Genomic DNA, 17242 nt, shown 5'->3' on the forward strand with positions numbered 1-17242 from the left:
AAAAGTAAGCTGTCAATTTTCTTATAGAATCAACTGAACAATCAAAGTGTCCCTGTTCCAATCGGAACTGTTCGAATGTCCCCATTGCGGACAGAACGGGCATTCGTCTTATTGGCGACTATGACTGCACTGAGCCGAAAGCAGACATAGATGATGAGAGCAGCATTCGTCACTCTGGGCGGCAAGCTGACATTCTCTGCGGGTGCAAATTGGAAGGTTTTTTTTCGCGAAGCGGTCATTTGACTTCCCGGCGGTTCATAAAGTGAACTGCCTCTTAACAAAATGCTACGGATCATGCCCATCATTGGCAAATGGGGGCGGGTCGAACTGAGTCGGCTAAATACTTATTGCGTGGTATAGAGTTGATGAAAGAATGTACCGACCAGTAAAGATTGCACGATCCGTCATCAGAGCGCGACATTCGAATACAAGTTTCGATGCTTCTTGAGCCATTCGGTGTTCATAGTATGCGGAAGCGCAAGGGGGAAATTTTGACCAAAGTCCTGTTGGTGGAAGACAATGAAATGAACAGCGATATGCTGTCGCGCCGGTTGGAACGCAAAGGTTTTCATGTTGTCGTTGCGAAGGACGGGCTGGAAGGCGTGTCAATGGCTGGAGAAGAACGTCCAGACATCATTTTGATGGACATGAGCCTGCCTGAGATTGATGGGTGGGAGGCTACACGACGTATCAAGGCGGCGCCCGAGACGGCGTCGATTCCGGTGGTGGCCCTGACCGCACACGCGATGGCCAGTGATAGGGAAAAGGCGCTGGAAGCAGGTTGCGACGACTTCGACACCAAACCGGTTGAGTTGAGCCGTTTGCTAGACAAGATGGGGAATCTTCTGCCTACAACCTGAGGAAGAACCGCTCAATCCGCCGCCGTTTTGCGTTGGGTGACATAGTAGGTTCTAATCTGACCCTTGCCTTTCACCCTTGTTTCGACAGGTTCAGAGATGTCAAAGCGATGTTCGACCCGTCTGGCGGTGGCCTCAGAAACCTGCACCCGGCCCGGCGCGCCAGTTGATTCAAGGCGGCTGGCAAAATTAACAGTGTCCCCCCAGACATCGTAAAGGAAACGGTGTGATCCGATGATACCGGCAACCACCGGCCCGGTATGAACGCCGACCCGGATATGTATCGGGTGGTCCATTTCAAGGTTCAGTGCCTCGACTTGATCGAGCATCCGGAGCGCCATATCGACGATCACCTCGGCATGATCTTCACGACCATCCGGCACTCCGGCGGCCACCATATACGCATCACCTATCGTCTTAATCTTTTCAACGCCCAGTTCCGTCGCCGTTTTGTCGAACCCCGAAAAAATCCGGTTCAGATAGGAAACCACCTGCGCCGGAGCCAGCCTGGCCGACATCTCGGTGAAGCCGACGATATCGGAAAAGAGCACGGTGACGTCGTTGTGGCGGTCGGCGATTGTAGCCTCGCCGTGGTTAAGGCGCGTCACGATCTGTTGAGGCAGAATGCTAAGCAGAAGGTCTTTGTATTTTTGCTTTTCCGCTTCCATCATTTCAAGGTACTGCCGTTCGCGCTTTCGCCAGCGGTTTTTCTCCAGCGCCGCGCTGATCCGGGCTTTTAACAGGATCGGGTTGAAGGGTTTGGGCAGGTAATCCTCGGCGCCAGCCTCGATGCAGCGCGCGACGCTTTCTATCTCATCAAGGGCAGAAACCATAATGACTGGGGTATCATGAAGGGTATCATCCTGTTTCAACCGGGTAAGAACCTCGAAGCCGTTGATATCAGGCATCATCAGATCGAGCAGAACCAGATCGAACGGTTGGCGGGACATCTCCTCGAGAGCAGAATAGCCGCCATCTGCAGTCCACACGCGATGCCCGTCCAGCTTTAACCGGCGCGCCAGCAAGTCCCGGTTGGCCTCGGCATCATCAACGACAAGGATGTTGCCGGTTGATCCGGATGCATCAGCGATTGAAGGCAGGGGCTGCATGCTCTGGACCAGATTGGCAAACATCGTCGCCGTTTCGCGCGGTGTGTCAGGGATTTTGAGGCCATCACCGGATAAACTCGAGAGCGCGTCGATACGTTGCAGCAAGGTGTCGGTGTGATCCAAAAGCCCAAGCAAATCCGGCTCAAGATGTTCTGCGTTCAGGTACGGCAGATCCTCCAGCATCATCTCGCTGTAGCCTTTGATCGCGTTCATCGGGGTGCGCAGGTCGTGGCGAAGCCGTTTCACGCCGTCATCGCCGCTGACCCTCAGCTTCGTCGCCATCTTAGGGTGCAGAAGCTGATCCACCAAGGCACTCAGTTCCATAGTTGCCTGGGCAATCCGGTCAAGGTTCGAGTCAACCTCATCCAGATTCAGCCGTCTGCTTTCGCTTTGAAGCAATTCACAAAAACCGGCGATGGCGCTGACCGGAGAGATGAGGTTTTGACGCAAATTGGCCAGCCATACTGCCTGTGCTTCTTGTGCTTCGTCCTCTGAACCGCCATTCACAACCTATGTTTCCTCTGTAGAGGTAGGCCGGTTTTTGACCATAATGTCGTTCAACTTGTTGAGGATGATTTCAATTTCATCCCCGTCCTTGCTGATCAGCGTCTCGACCGAGCTGCTCAGCCGCGCGCGGTCTTCGTTTGACAGGGTCTTCGCGGTGACTACGATGACAGGTATGTCTTTCCAGTCCGGGTTCTTCCTCATCCCCGCCAGAAATTCGAACCCGTCCATTTCTGGCATCATGAGATCCAGCAAAATGACGTCCGGTACGGATGCAGAAAGACGTTGAAGAGCGTCCAGCCCGTTGACGGCCTGCTCGATCTGCCAGCCTTCCTTGCCCAGAACGCGACAGATCATTTCGCGGGTTGCAGCCTCGTCTTCAACAACAAGGGCGCGGGGCGCCGGCAGGGACGGACAATGCTCTTTCAGCGCATTCAGTAGTGCGACCGTGTCGATGGGCTTGCTCAGGTATTCGCTTGCACCCAGCGACAATCCGCGCGTGCGGTCTTCGGCGAATGTCAGCATAATCACCGGGATGTCTGCCAGATCCGGGTTGTCTTTCAGCTTCGACAACACCGCCCAGCCGTCAATTTCGGGCATGAACACATCTAGTGTGATGGCGTCAGGCTTGGATTTACGCGCCAGTTCCAACGCTTCGTCGCCCTTGGTCGAGGCAAGAACACGGTATCCTTCCCTGCGCAGCCGCCGCCCCAAAAGGTCATGCACCGTCGGGTCGTCATCGACGAGCAGAACCAGCGGCGCGTTTGAATCGCTGTCTTGATCGTCGCCGGAATACCCTTTTTCCCGCAGCGGGTCTGTAGACGGATCTCTGCAGATACTCGGAAGACGAATTGTGAAAGTTGACCCTTCGCCGAGCGTGCTGGCGCAGTGAATGTTGCCGCCCAGCTGTTCGCAGAAGACCTTGGTTATCGACAGCCCCAGACCGGTGCCCCCGTAGTTGCGGGTAGTGGAGGAATCCGCCTGAGTAAACGCGTCAAACACTTTGTCGACTTGTTCGGGGGACAGGCCGATACCTTGATCGGCGACTGAAAATTCCAGCTGATCCTGTTCCTTCGATCTTTGGACGGACAGCGTGATTGTAGCGTTTTCGGTGAACTTGCAGGCGTTGGACAAAAGGTTGAGCAATGCTTGTCTCACCTTGGTCAGATCGCAAACCATATCCCCGATGTTCTCCGCGCACACAATCTTCAGAGTATTGTTATTTCTTTCGGCCAGCGGTCGCACCGTTGTTCCGACATCTTTGATCATTTGAAAGACATCGAATGCTTCCAGATTGAACTCCATCTTTCCGGCTTCGATTTTGGACAAATCCAGAATGTCGTTAATTAGGGCAAGCAGGTGCTTCCCGGCAGATTGGATTTTTTGAAGATCGCTCAGGTTCGTCTCATCATTCTGGTCGATAGCTTCCTCAAGCATCAACTCACTGTACCCGATGATCGCGTTTAGTGGCGTGCGGAGTTCGTGGCTCATATTGGCAAGGAATGTGCTCTTGGTCTTATTCGCAGCTTCAGCATTGTCTTTTGCCACGCGCAGTTCGCTTTCCACCTGCTTCTGGGTGGTAATGTCCCGACCGTAGATATTCGCATAGCCGCCCTCCGGCACCGGCCATAGTAAAAGGGCATAGATCAGACCACCTGCCTCGTATTCGAAGTCTTGCCGTTGATCCTCGTGCAAACCTTTTGTGACCCTTTTGCGCCAACCCGTTCCGACGCGGTCGCCAACCTTCAATTGCAGCGCTTCAATCAGCTGAGTGCTTGCCTTGTTGGCGTATATCAATTTGCCCTGATTAGTGATGCGCAAGACCGGGTTAGGGTTCTCTTCAGGAATGCGCGCCAGTTCTTGCATCCGCTTTTCTGCTTGCTTCAGCTGCGTAACGTCCCGCCCGTACAAATTGACATGTTTGGCATCCGGCACCGGCCAGAGCAGTAACGAATAGACCATACCGCCAGCATGGCATTCAAAATCCTGCCGTTCGTTCTCTTCAAGCCCTTTCCTGACGCGTGCCAGCCATTCTTTTGTAACGGCTGCACCGACTTTCAGGTTCAACGCTTTCAACATCGGGTCACTGGCTTTATTCGCAAAAAGCAGCTTTCCATCGCTGCTGATGCACATAACCGGATTGGGGTTTTCCTCAGGGATCTGAGCAAGCTCGGCATTGCGGGCTTCGACCTTCTTTAGTTCGGTCACATCGCTGTAGATCGCAACGGTTCCGTTATCATGGGTCTTCCGCTCGCTGATCTTGATCCAGCCCCCGGATGCCCGGCTTTGCAGCTGGGTGCCTTCCGGATTGTCGTGACGTTTCAGCCGTTGCGCCAGCCATTCTTCTTCTCGTCCGATCGCATCTGCAATCACGTTGAGCGACAGTGCTTTGCGGACGACCTGTTCGAACGTCATCCCCGGTTTCACCAAATCTTCGTGCCCCGGATACAGCATCTTGCGATACGTCTCGTTCGCCAGAACCAAACGATCCTCGGAATCATACAGGGCAAAGCCCTCGGGAATTGTGTTTATGGCGTCGACGATCCGGTCCAGAGCCTGGTTCGTTCCAAACGGTTTCGACACACGGTGATCGCCGGAATGGTTCATTTCGCGCTCTCCATCTGGTGAAACCGACACGTCGGTAACTCACTGTTTCCAGTTGAATTGAAATGCGGTTACAAAACAAGGCTGTTTCGGACCGACTGTGTGTGCCTTTGGATTGATGTTGACAGAGCCGCTGTTCTGTCGGACCCCGTGAGGCCAATGGTGTAGCTGTGGCCAATGTCCGGAATGCGGGTACGATAGCAGATATCAATCAATCTGCTCAAAGTCGGCTATGGGCCGTTATCACACGTCCCAACAAACTGACTTATCGGCAGTATAGTCCGCAGAGCAGACTTTGAGGAAAATTCTGCAAACGACCGCATCGAGCCCACTTTGATCGATGCTGCGCGATGCCCCAATAACAGCAATGCGCAGAAAGCGGACTTTGCAAAGTCCAGTAGACTGCTCAAACCGGGCATTCCTTCCAATGGCAGCGTATGCGACTATGAGCAGGAAGCAGGCTTCGCGGTTGCGCTCCGACAACTTGGGTCCTGATAAAGCTTTTTCTGTATCGTTTGATTGATCTTTCTTGATCGATAGGATGGGCTAACCTTCAAAACAGTTCTGAGGTCCCAAATGTACAGGTATGTTCTGACAACAATGGCTTTGTGTTGTGCAAGCGTTCTTCATGCCGCTGGTATGGAACGGTGGGGTGAATCCGGCGACTGGACAATCCTGATTGATCCCGAAAAGGGAGACGGCTGCCTCGCGTGGAAGCCCTTTGAAAATGACATGACCGTTGAAATCGGCGCAGCACCCAATCAGGCCGGCGGCTTTTTTGCCGCTTTTAATCCGGCCTGGGTTCAAATCGAGGACGGGGCGACCGGGATCGTACAGTTCGATTTTGGTGATGCGAGATTCGAAGGCGAGGCGGTTGGAGTCTTCAAGAATGGCGTGCCCGGCGGCTACGCCTTTTTCGACAACCCGGCGTTTGTAACCGAGTTTGGAAAGCGCCAAAGTGTTACGATCATTGGCGAAAGTGGGGCCGAGGTTGAACTCGACCTCAGCGGGTCTGCAAAAGCCATTGAGGCCGTTCTGACGTGTCAGGCCGAACAGCCGGAACCACTGAAGAACTAGTTAGCGTCCGACTACTGCAATTGATTGATGTCCGGCACACAGGGTTGCCTGTCGGCAGGCATAGCATCAGCGCCTTCCGGGGCCTTGTTTCTGGACCCGCCCACATCCAGCTTGAACTTTGGCGACGAAAGTTGGCCCGTCACATCAAAGGGCCAGGCGCTTCGAGACAGCGGTTTGCCAACGCGCCGAGGCTCCGCTCTGAGCGCTATGCTATCGTTCAGCCAGTCCACTTGCCCCCTGGCCACCAATTGAACTGACCCTGTTTCGATGACGATGGAGTTTGAACTGACTCGCCCGGCCTGAATAGCAACCGGAGCAACCACGCAAGTGATGTCGGTGTAGCCCTGTCTGAACTCTTCTGAAAACAGCCAAGGGAAAATGCCCAGCCCCGCCAGTTCCAATAGGCTGGTGCTGATGTAGCCCTCCGACATCGACAAAGACGCGTTGCCGCGCATCGAATTAACGAAGGCCTTGCCCGAGGCGTTACTGCCAGAAACGTTGAACTCACCGCTCAAACGTCCATAGGCATCAATGCCAATTCCAAACTCATCAAGGATCTCACCGAATTCCCATCCCGAAGTTGATCCCGACAATGAAAGCCAATCGGGTGAATCAATCAGATCCATGACCGCCCTCAGGCTGAAGTTTCCGCCGCCATAAGCCATCTGGAGAGGGCCGAAATCCACGGTTCCGTCTTTTGCAGACAGTTGGCTTGAAACAGAGGTTACACCTTGCTGGCCTACAATCTCTTTGAAATCGATTTGTACCTCGACGTCAGCTTCTCGCAGCACGCGCTGCACATCCAGAAGATCGGCAGGTTTCCCTTTTTCCTTTTGCAGCACCAAGGGCTGGACGCCTGTCTTCTTCGGCAAAACCAAAGGCTGAACTTCGGATTCAGGTACCTTTGAGGCCTCTCCTACCAAGCTTTTCAGTTGATCCAGTACGGCAGTCAGGTTCTTCAGGTCATTGAGATCGAGCTTTTCGCTCGTGATGTTGCCCCGAACTACAGAAGCGCCCTCTGGAAACTGTGCATCCAAAGCTGCAAGAAGATGTGAAGACCCGGCTTCGAACTGGATTGCAGCATCAAAGTCTTCGCCCTGCCTAGAGGTTTCAGCGTTGATAGCCAATGCGCCAATTTCGACAGGTTGCAGATTGAGCGCGGTCAGAAACTCGGCGCTGTCGTCGATGTCCAATTCCACGTCGAAATCGAGACCGGCAAGCCCTCTTAGCTCGTTGACAGATAGTGCGAGATCGAGCGCCCAGAGATCGGTGCCGTAAGTGGTCGCATTAAACCTGTTGAGTGAAACCGGCCCGCCCGCATTGGATATGTTGAAATCGGCTTTGATGCCGCCGAACTGGTTAACATAGTCTTCATCAAGGTTGGGCAAAATCAACTTGGCGGGTCCGTTCAGCACACCATCGAAAGTTACGTCCTGAAGCTGAAGCAGATCAAGGATTTCACCTTCGGCTTTCAGGACAGGCTCTTCAATTGGCCCGGCTTGCAGCGCGATGCCCAGCATGGCGAGCCGGCCGTCTGGCATGCGGCGAATGTTTTCAATAGAGGCTGGACCGATTACGTCTAACCCTTGGTCAAACGCATTGGTTTGAAAAAGTAGCTTCTCGAATTCGAAGGACGTCAGAGATCCGACCATATGCATTTCAAAGCCGGTGAATTTCAGCTCTTGGATACTTTTTGCTGCTGGCGGCGACTGTCCTTCGGGATGAAGCCGCGCGTTGAAAAGCAGATCGACGCCCTGAGCGGTGTAGAGGTCATCTATTGAACCTTCAGCTTCGAGATTCTGTCCATCCTCCAGGCTTACGGTGGTTGTAAACGCCTCGATCTTCAGGGCGTCCTGAGACACGAGTTCTGCCTGCAACTGGCCATTGCCTTCCAAAACGCGTTCCAATCCGATGACATCTAGAAAATCACCGAATTCACCGGTGTCCATCTCCAATACAGCTCGATAGCCACCACCTTCGTCCTCCGAGAAAGGCTCACCATCGTAGCTTACGGTCATTTCGCCAAAACTGGCGCGCGTCGTAAACGGTGCGGCGTGCGGGTAGTCGCCTTCGATTTGGAAGCCCTGACCGTTGACGGATCCGGAACCAGAGACCTTCGTTCTTTGTCCATGATCCGCTTGTTCAAGAGCAAGTGACTGTAGGTCAAACACAAACGAGAAGCCCGAGACCTTGTCGTCGATGTTTAGCCCGATTGACTTGAAACTGACGTTCTTGTCGCTCAGAAAGTTCAGGATTCCACTGCTTTCGGTGTCGATCTCATCGGTACTATCAACACTAGCGACGTCTTTTTGATCAACCGCTGGTACTGTTTCCTCGGAAGCTGGCTTGGTTGTCGGCCTGCCTTTTCGCCAGCTTGTTGTGCCGTCTGCGGCTGTAAGAAGATTTGCTTGGAGCCCTTCCACTACCAGATTGTCAAAATGTAGACGCCGGTTGGTCAAAGCGGCAATGTCCAGCTCCAGTTCCAGAAAGTTCAATTCTACAAGAGGTGACTCCGGCATTGTTTGGCTCGGAATGACCACCCCACCGACGTATATGTGACTAATGCGTCCAAGCGCTACGCTCACGTCATCGTTGATCAACAGTGGCCGGCCAATTTGTTTCGAAAGAACTTGTTCAACAAGTTCACGCCGCATATCGGAGAACAGTGGAGCCGCAAGCAACAGCCAAACAAAAGCGACTGCGGCGAATGCGAGAAATGCAACAAACCCGACTATCCTAACCAGCCAAACCCTCATGTGCTCCCCTATTGCAGCTCACACTGCTTCGAATTTCCACCAATTGGAAGTCACCAATCCTACTAGCAATTTAACACGGTTAGAATTGCGCATCTCTTTTAGGATGACGTGTTCATCGGTCCAAAGCTGCAAGTATTCGAGCATCTCGTTCGTAAGGGTCCTCGCGGAAGTGAACGGCCCCATCTTCGACCCAAGCAGTCCAATAGGTCAAAAGGACCGGCATGGGCTCGGGTAGGTTAACTCGCGTTGTCTTCCCGCTATCCAGAATGGATTGCATTTTTTGCCGACTCCAGTCCGGCTCTCCCTCCATCAAAAGGCTGGCAAATTCGAACGGATACTCAAGGCGAACGCAGCCGGAACTGAGGTTCCGCTCATTTCGGTCGAAAAGGCTGCGGTCGTTGGTATCATGCAAGTACACTGCGTATTTATTGGGAAACATGAACTTGACTAAACCTAACGCATTGTCTGGGCCCGGCTGCTGAACCAAAGTGACGTCGGGGTTCTTTGCCCCCCAGTTCACAGCGTTGGCAGGAATCGTCTGCCCGTCTTTGTTCCGAACTACGTAATTGTTGCGCGCCAGATAGGCTGGATCCTTGCGGATGCGCGAAAGCTTATCCTTCCGAAAAATCGAGGCGGGAACAGTCCAAGTCGGATTGAATTCCATGTATTCAATTTCATCTCGGAACACTGGGGTTTTTCGGTAGGCTGATCCTGTGATCGACCGAGTGGTCCAAAGCGTCCCATCGGACGTGACCAAGTAAGTACGAGCGCCTGCAATGTTTACCAGCACGAACTCTTCGTCGATTTCGCGCATGAGCCAGCGGCCTCGTTCCAGGCTGAGCCGCAATTTATCTATGCGATCTTCGACAGGTTTGTTGAGAGACGCGAAGGTCTTACCACCAACGACGCCATCTGCCTCCAAGCCGTGACGATTTTGAAAGGTTTTTACCTGTCGCACCAAATGATCGTCATAAACCCAAGCTGGATTTATACCGCTTTGGCTGATTTCTGGAAATTCATTTGTTCCATCGTAGCCTTCTGTCGCTAACCTTTTGCGCAGTTCGGCGACGGCAGGATCCACCATTTCCGGCTTCAGAACCGTTTCTTCGGGGACTGTGTTCCAGCCTCCCTTTGATGCGATAGCTCTGTATTTGCTCAAAGCATCAACGAGCATCGTATATTGCGCGTTGTCGATATCGATGCGTTCAATTAAAGCGCTGAAGCCTTCATCTTGAAGATAGTGGCTCAATACAACGGAAGGGTCTTGTTGTATTACTGGCTTTGAGAAATTCCAAGCGTCGTCTAGCGCATTTGGATCGACTTTTCCAAACACCAAGTGGTGTACGAGTTTTACGGCCGCGTCAGTCGCCAGAATATCGAATAAAGCTCGACTGGAGGCATCGCCATCCTGTGAGGCTTTGAATGCGGATCGAAGCTCTTCTAGTTTGAAGTCACTCGGCGTAAAACCCTGATCAATTGCTCCGTCCAACTCCTCAAAAAGCTCGTCAACCAATTCAAAACCGGTCCAAGCCGGCGTAAATTCTCTAGCCGTATAGAAACGAGGTACAAGGATTTCTGCGTCCAAACTCTTGCTGTTTGAAAGTGTATTACTCGCATTCGTATTTGACCGTAGAAGCGCTTCTATCTGTTCCGAGACTTGGTCTGCTGCGCCCAAATTGGGGCATGTTACCAGCGTTGCAGTCAGTGCAGTTGCAACAGCTGATCTAAGAACTTTCACCATCCCCTCCTGAATAGTCAATCTATATGTGGTTGCTGCAGCATAGGATACTCCAACATTTTGTATAATCAATTCGTAATTTATTATTCTCAGATTTTGCTCGAAAAGCGGACCTACTTCACGAGCATTTCATCGAACATCGAGGTCGTGCCTTAACCGGTAAGGCGACGAACCAAACCAACGGCGACACGTTCGTGTAAACGCACTTGGGTTTTTGTAGCCCAAGTTCTTTCCGATATCTGTTATAGAAAGGCGCCCCTCGGTCAGCCATTGCTCCGCCTGGCGCATTTTCGCGCTGTCTACGAGATTTGCTCCTGTCGTGCCGTGTCTTGCAAGTTCTCTTTGAAGCGTTTTGGGATGCAAACCGATGAATTTTGCAAATCCGTCCAAGCCAGGCCATGCGGAGTAGTCAATCACAGAGAACAAGTCGGCCAAGTCGAGTACTTTTTGAATGGGGCTGTCCGCTTCCGTCGCCTCGTTTCGTTCAAATTTTGACTGCTGCATCAACCAAGACGCGGGGAACGACATACTGAGGCCCCATGCATCGCATTTTTGAACCTGACTTTTTGGAATAAAAGTTGGCGGGATCGCTTTCGGATCAAAGACAAGTGCTTCTACCAATGCGCTGTTCCATACTGGCCCCAATCTCGTCTTCAGCATTTCAGACCATGCAACAATATCCCATGCGTCTGCTTGGCCCGGAGGTTGAGAAGCTTGAAGCATCCGGCGACCCATCAATATGGCCCGTCCATCTTCAATCGTCATTGTGTAATTCATTGAAATTTGCACGGCTTCCACAAACTGAAGCCAAGCAACGAGCAGGTCTCCCAAGCTAGGCGAGTAACTTAAAGTTTCAGGTGGGACGAAACCGTCACTCCAATCAAATTGACTAGCAATCTCTGCGCAAAGATATGGATTTTTTGAAAGTCTGGCGGCACGGTTGGACGCGCGATACACACATGCGCTAGGAATTGGTTGGGTAGGACCAGATAAAACTTCTGACCTGAGTAAGCAGCCTTCCAAGACCTTTTCTCTGTCGGCACCCAATTCGCAAGCTCGACCCACTACCGCTGACAAAAATTTTGACTGCATGACTGGGATTGTCACTTGAGAAGCCTGAGCGCACATATGTCATCCTAGTTATCTTTACTGGACAGAGAAAATTGAAATTGTCCTCAAATGACAATGAGTAATTCTCAAAAACCTTGATAGCATGATCGCCACCTTGGACATCCTTTAGCTGGAGATCGGAAAATGAACTTTCCCTTTGAGCTGCGTTTCAAGCGAGCACTGTCAAGAAGTGCAGCCTTGGTTATCTTTGCGGGACTTCTTTCCGCTCCGACATTCGCACAAGAGGTTAGCTTTCCGATACTCTTTACTAACGTGCATGTTTTTGACGGCGTGAATTCAGAGAGAATTGAGAACGCGAATGTCATGGTAGTCGATAATCTGATCGCAGAGGTATCGTCTGAGCCCCTTGTAGTAGCCAACGCTAGGATAGTCGACGGTGGAGGCAGAACTCTGATGCCGGGCCTGATCGATGCCCACGTACATATGGCAATAACTGAGCCTGTGGCTGATCTAAGAGATAACTTTGATTGGATGTATTGGGGCGCTGTTTCCACGTCAGAAGCAGAAAAAATGTTGCTGCGTGGCTTCACAACTGTCCGGGATGCTGGAGGCCCTGCCATTGGACTGCAAAAAGCAATTGACCGAGGAAAGGCCGTTGGCCCACGAATATACCCGTCTGGACCTGTGATCTCTCAAACATCGGGTCATGGAGAACATCGCGTTTACACCGAACCGCACCCCAACTTTATTGGAGCGCAGCCCTCATTCTTTAATCAGCATGTAGAGTTCCTGGCGGATGGCGTGCCAGAAGTACTGCGTGCAACGCGAGAGGCGCTGCGGCTCGGCGCTACGCAAATAAAAGTTATGGCTGGCGGCGGCGTGTCTTCTTCGGTTGACCCACTGCACACTGTACAGGGCTTGCCTGAGGAGCTTGAAGCCTCGGTCAAAACCGCAGCGGACTGGGACACTTATGTCATGGTCCACGCATATAATGATGACTCGATCCTGCGCTCACTAGAAGCTGGCGTAATCAGCATCGAACACGGACAGCTAATGACCGAAGTCTCTGCACAAGCAATCAAGGATGCTGACGCTTGGATTGTCCCCTTCTACTCGTTGCTGGGGTTGGACGAAGAAACAGTTGCAAAAGCACTCGGCCCTAGTGCTGGGGCAAAGTTTCTCAGTGTCCAAGCCGGTGCAAGAAACCAGATGAAGCTAATCAAGGATTTCGGAATAGAAAAGGTCGCATTCTCAACAGACATCATTGGAGACCCAGTTGCGCTTTCGAAACAGAACGATGAATTCCAGTATCGGACAGAGGTCTGGTCATCTTATGAAATTCTAGTTCAGGCAACGTCCAAGACTGCTGAATTGCTCGCGCTTTCAGGAAAGCTTAATCCATACGTTGATGGCCCGTTGGGCGTGATATCGGAGGGAGCTTATGCCGATATTCTACTAGTGGACGGCAATCCAGTTGAAGACGTGACTATCCTCGTCGACTACGCGAACAACATCGATTTCATCATGAAGGATGGGGTGATCTACAAGAACGCACTCGAATGAGTGTCGCGCGGAGTGAACTCACCTCGGCACTCCGCGCACCTTTCCAATTGAAAACTCTTCAGATTTGACCGCCGCGATTGGCGGCTTTGCCCGCTTCGCTGTGTTTGCAAAGTCTATTTGTGACTGTCTGCTTCGGCTTGTGTGCGGTCTTCCGGTGAAAGTGGGCCAATGGCGGCAAAGTCCGCACAGCCGACGTTTGAACCGGTTGCAGCGAACGACCGCATTGAGCCCAAAGCGGACCTATGAAGCGATGCAAAAAATTGTTTGCTTGGGTGCATGGGCTGAATCCGTGTGGGAATCGCGTCGTCCGTTTGCCGCCAGTGTCATGGTCTTGGGACAAACCTTGGGCTAGCCTGAGATTCATAGAGAGCAGAAAACCAAAGCGGCGACTTGCCGCGATCCTGGCCGCTGATATCGTAGTCTATTCGCGCATAATGGGCGCGGACGAAGCGGGCACATTGGCTCGTCTCAAGGAGTGCGAAAGAAGTGTTATTCAACCCCACTGTCGACAATAACTTTGGAAGCACCGTCATGAAAAAGGGAGATGGGTGTCTTGTCGAGCTTTCCTCCGGTAATCATAACGCCGAATTAAGCGTCATCTCCCAAGGGGCAGGTTTCAGCAGATACAACGTCCAAGAACACGAACCGCGTGAGTTGGCCTGATGGGTTTTGGCCTTATCTGCGGCGCAGAGATGGTCCTTCGTATTTGCTGCTAGTCAGGTAACGTTAGGTTGGGAGTACGATATGGAATTACCAGCACTGACGTACGAAATGATAGCCGTACTGAGTTTATTGTCTTTTACCGTCTTACTTTTTGTTACCGAGATCATACGGATTGATGTCGCAGCAATTCTTGTAATGGTGCTGCTTGGTGCACTGAGCTATCTCCCGGGGCTAGGTAATCTTGCAGATGTATCCAAGCTCTTTGAAGGTTTTTCCTCGAACGCCGTGATGTCCATCATCGCAGTTATGGTAATTGGGGCTGGGCTTGATAAGACTGGACTTATGTCAAAGGTCGCGGCCTTGATCCTCAAGAATGGTGGCACGACAGAGGCCCGGATAATCCCCATAATTTCAACAACGGTTGGTGTCATCAGCTCTTTCATGCAGAACGTAGGAGCTGCTGCGCTTTTTCTGCCTGTTGTGAGCCGCATCTCAGCGCGTACAGAAATACCGATGAGTAGGTTGCTTATGCCCATGGGGTTTTGCGCGATACTGGGTGGTACTATCACATTGGTCGGGTCGTCGCCCCTCATCCTGTTGAATGACCTGATTGTTTCGGCAAATTCATCCCTTCCGGCTAATCAAAAAATGGAGACATTTGGGTTGTTCTCAGTCACACCCATCGGCGTGATGCTGGTACTGACAGGGGTGCTTTACTTTGTGCTCTTTGGTCGTTGGGTCCTTCCTGCGCAGCGGGAGCGCGGAGAAGACGCAAGCTCAGCTCGTTCAATGCAGACCTATGTCGAAAACACCTATGGGCTTAGGGCCGATATGTTCGAGATACGTGTTCCTGAAGGATCGATCATCATCGGGCAAACGCTCGCGGATCTAATGGTCGCCCATAACATGTACATTCTTGGCACATCCTATCGCGGCCACAAGGTCATCGCGCCGATGGCTGATACAAAGATCGAAGCGCCAGCGCGGCTTGCAGTGCTTGGCCTGCGCCGTGTTGTTGAGCATCAATTTGCTGAACCTTACGGTTTAGAGATCCTACCCCAACTGGATGTCTTTGCAGATGATTTCGCCGCGACCCAATCGGGGGTTGCAGAGGTTGTTATTCCGCCCGGCTCTTCAGTAATCGGCCAGACTCCGATTGATTTGCGCCTCCGCCAGACACATGGTTTGTCTCTGTTGGCCATTCAGCGCGGCGAAGAAACACTGAGCCATGTAGAAACCGAAGATCATTCAGCCACGCATATCGGGCAAGTCCCTTTGCAGGCCGGTGATACGTGTGTGGTACATGTGCAGTGGGACCGTCTTACACGACTGAAGTCAGACAGGGATTTTGTCGTCGTAACTTCGGACTTTCCCCAGGAAGAGTTGCGGCCCCACAAGGTCGGATGGGCGCTCGCCTTCTTCCTAATAGCGTTGAGCTTAATTCTATTTTCTGATCTGCGGTTGTCGTTGTGCCTTTTAATTGGCGCTGTTGGCATGGTTTTGAGCCGAGTGTTGTCGATTGATGAGGCCTACGAGTCGATAAGTTGGAGCACAGTTTTTCTACTCGCTTCACTGATCCCGTTGGGCCAGGCAGTTCAAAACACCGGCACTGCGGATTGGATTGCAGCGCATGTGTTGGCCCTCCTCAAGGGTTGGCCGATCTGGTCTTTGCAAGCAGGACTTGCCGTTTTGGCAACGGCGTTCACACTGGTCATGTCTAACGTAGGTGCAACTGTTCTTCTGGTACCGTTAGCCGTTTCTATTGCCATTTCTTCGGGTGGTAATCCTGCTGTTTTTGCTCTTACCGTGGCAATTTCGACTTCTAACTCATTTTTGATCCCAACCCACCAGGTTAACGCGTTGATCATGGGCCCCGCAGGTTATCGGGTGATCGACTTCATTCGCTCTGGCGGCATCATGACCATACTTTTCTTGGTTGTCTCAATGACTGGACTTGCGCTCTTCTTCTGAGCCGCAACTCGGTCATCAAAAAAGATGCATGGCCGAGTGAAGTGCTTCAATTCATTTTGAAGAGAAATAAAGGTCATTGTGCCCGAACTTTGGATGGATGAACTGAACATGAGTGCAAAGTTATGGGAAACTCGTCCAAAATTATGCGCAAACACCACGCGAAACTAACAGAATCCGGCGGCAACGGCTGAGCTGGAAGATGTTCTGACAACAAGCATCAGGTTTAGAGTTACATTATAGCGTCCTGAATGATTGCACCGATTGGTAATTTGCCAAAATAGCAGCGAGCGCTTTGTCCGCAGAGCGGACATTCATGCAAGCTGTAGCGAATGGATGTTTCGAGCCCAAAGCAGACTACTTCGCTCTATGCCTTTCGGAAAATCGTAAATTGGCTGAAATATCGAGTTCCATTAGCACACAAGCTCCCTCGCCCTTGATATCCAGAAAAGGCCGTTGTCCGTCCAGTTCGAAGTCTTCGTAGTCAATTGAATGAACGCTGTCGAAGCCCGCTTTCAAAAAAATACGTTGTGAGAAACGGTTCGTCGCTTCCGCAAAAGCAATCCGATAGCCGGATTTCTTGGCTTGACTTACACAAGCTTCCAGCAAGCTTTGAGCAATTCCCTTTCTCGAGAAATCGTCACGCACAGCGATCATGAAAACATGAAGATATTTCTCTGCATGAACGTTGTGCGTATTCAAAAAAAACGCTTTCTAGCTCGTCAATTAACGTGATGACTGGCTCGGAACCTAAATCCATCGCATTAATCCCATCGGGCGGCGGCTGACCGAAATCATGTGCTAAAACAGCACCTACAATCTCACCTGAAGCTTCATCAACAGCGACAGATGACAATCCTTCTTTTGCAGATTTTGATCCAAACAGTGCGGCGAGCTTTTCGAGCTTTTCGGGCGAAAATTTAGTCGAAACGGCGGGTGGATCTCGCCTGCTGAAAACGTCGCCAAGCAGCTTTGACATTTCACCATTATCTGCTTCCGACATTCGTCGTATCACAATCTGTGAACTGGCCAACTGGTACTCCCCCAAAACAAGTGGCGTCATTTTACTCAAACACAGTCCGTTGTGTCGAACAGATTCAGTTTCATAGCGATCGCCCGCTTTATCCGCACAGCAGGCTTCAGGGCTGGTAGAACCGGGTCAATGAACTACTGAAACCGTCAGATGTCCGGTTCGAGCCCAAAGTAGACGTTCATTGCGATGACTTGGGCAGCCAGATTGCGTGAATATTGGCCATTGCGAAAGAGCGCGCTCGTTAAGGGATCAACCAATCACAGAAACCTTTCGGGTATTTGTACCGATCACGGCTGAAA

General features: G+C 51.7%; 11 protein-coding genes. 4 read left to right on the forward strand and 7 right to left on the reverse strand.

Annotated elements, in window-relative coordinates:
• Positions 1-491 precede the first annotated feature (491 nt).
• Positions 492-860 (forward strand): response regulator, encoded by a 369-nt coding sequence (locus tag ACR0AK_RS11935; RefSeq protein ID WP_170558829.1) that lies wholly within the window; start codon positions 492-494, stop codon positions 858-860.
• A gap of 11 nt (positions 861-871) precedes the next feature.
• On the opposite strand, the gene ACR0AK_RS11940 is transcribed toward ACR0AK_RS11935, so the two are convergent.
• Positions 872-2473, reverse strand: coding sequence for an adenylate/guanylate cyclase domain-containing protein (locus ACR0AK_RS11940; RefSeq protein ID WP_480793444.1), 1602 nt, complete (start codon positions 2471-2473; stop codon positions 872-874).
• 3 nt (positions 2474-2476) lie between these two features.
• Complete coding sequence (locus ACR0AK_RS11945; protein WP_480793445.1) at positions 2477-5107, reverse strand: response regulator; 2631 nt, start codon at positions 5105-5107, stop codon at positions 2477-2479.
• A 543-nt stretch (positions 5108-5650) separates the two neighbouring features.
• Between ACR0AK_RS11945 and ACR0AK_RS11950 the strand changes: the two genes are divergently transcribed.
• Positions 5651-6151, forward strand: a complete 501-nt coding sequence (locus ACR0AK_RS11950; protein ID WP_480793446.1) for a hypothetical protein — start codon at positions 5651-5653, stop codon at positions 6149-6151.
• Between the two features lie 11 nt (positions 6152-6162).
• On the opposite strand, the gene ACR0AK_RS11955 is transcribed toward ACR0AK_RS11950, so the two are convergent.
• From ACR0AK_RS11955 to ACR0AK_RS11965, 3 genes are all read right to left on the reverse strand, one after another.
• Positions 6163-8670 carry an AsmA family protein gene (locus tag ACR0AK_RS11955; protein ID WP_480793447.1) on the reverse strand — a complete coding sequence of 836 codons (2508 nt, stop codon included), beginning with the start codon at positions 8668-8670 and terminating at the stop codon, positions 6163-6165.
• A 349-nt stretch (positions 8671-9019) separates the two neighbouring features.
• Positions 9020-10492, reverse strand: coding sequence for a L,D-transpeptidase family protein (locus ACR0AK_RS11960; protein WP_480793448.1), 1473 nt, complete (start codon positions 10490-10492; stop codon positions 9020-9022).
• A gap of 282 nt (positions 10493-10774) precedes the next feature.
• Positions 10775-11773 (reverse strand): AraC family transcriptional regulator, encoded by a 999-nt coding sequence (locus ACR0AK_RS11965; RefSeq protein ID WP_480793449.1) that lies wholly within the window; start codon positions 11771-11773, stop codon positions 10775-10777.
• A gap of 126 nt (positions 11774-11899) precedes the next feature.
• Between ACR0AK_RS11965 and ACR0AK_RS11970 the strand changes: the two genes are divergently transcribed.
• Together ACR0AK_RS11970 and ACR0AK_RS11975 are read left to right on the forward strand one after the other, a co-directional pair.
• Positions 11900-13279, forward strand: a complete 1380-nt coding sequence (locus ACR0AK_RS11970; protein WP_480793450.1) for a metal-dependent hydrolase family protein — start codon at positions 11900-11902, stop codon at positions 13277-13279.
• A 744-nt stretch (positions 13280-14023) separates the two neighbouring features.
• A complete protein-coding gene (locus ACR0AK_RS11975; RefSeq protein ID WP_480793451.1) occupies positions 14024-15913 on the forward strand; it encodes an SLC13 family permease in 1890 nt (629 codons plus the stop codon).
• A gap of 354 nt (positions 15914-16267) precedes the next feature.
• Here ACR0AK_RS11975 and ACR0AK_RS11980 read toward each other — a convergent pair whose 3' ends face one another.
• Entirely contained in the window at positions 16268-16567 is a 300-nt protein-coding gene (locus tag ACR0AK_RS11980; RefSeq protein ID WP_480793452.1) for a GNAT family N-acetyltransferase, read from the reverse strand.
• On the reverse strand, positions 16551-16913 hold the full coding sequence (locus tag ACR0AK_RS11985) for a hypothetical protein (RefSeq protein ID WP_480793453.1): 363 nt from the start codon (positions 16911-16913) through the stop codon (positions 16551-16553). The genes ACR0AK_RS11980 and ACR0AK_RS11985 overlap by 17 nt, the downstream gene beginning before the upstream one ends.
• Between the last annotated feature and the right edge of the window lie 329 nt (positions 16914-17242).

Source organism: Ruegeria sp. BI12 (genome assembly GCF_056537985.1).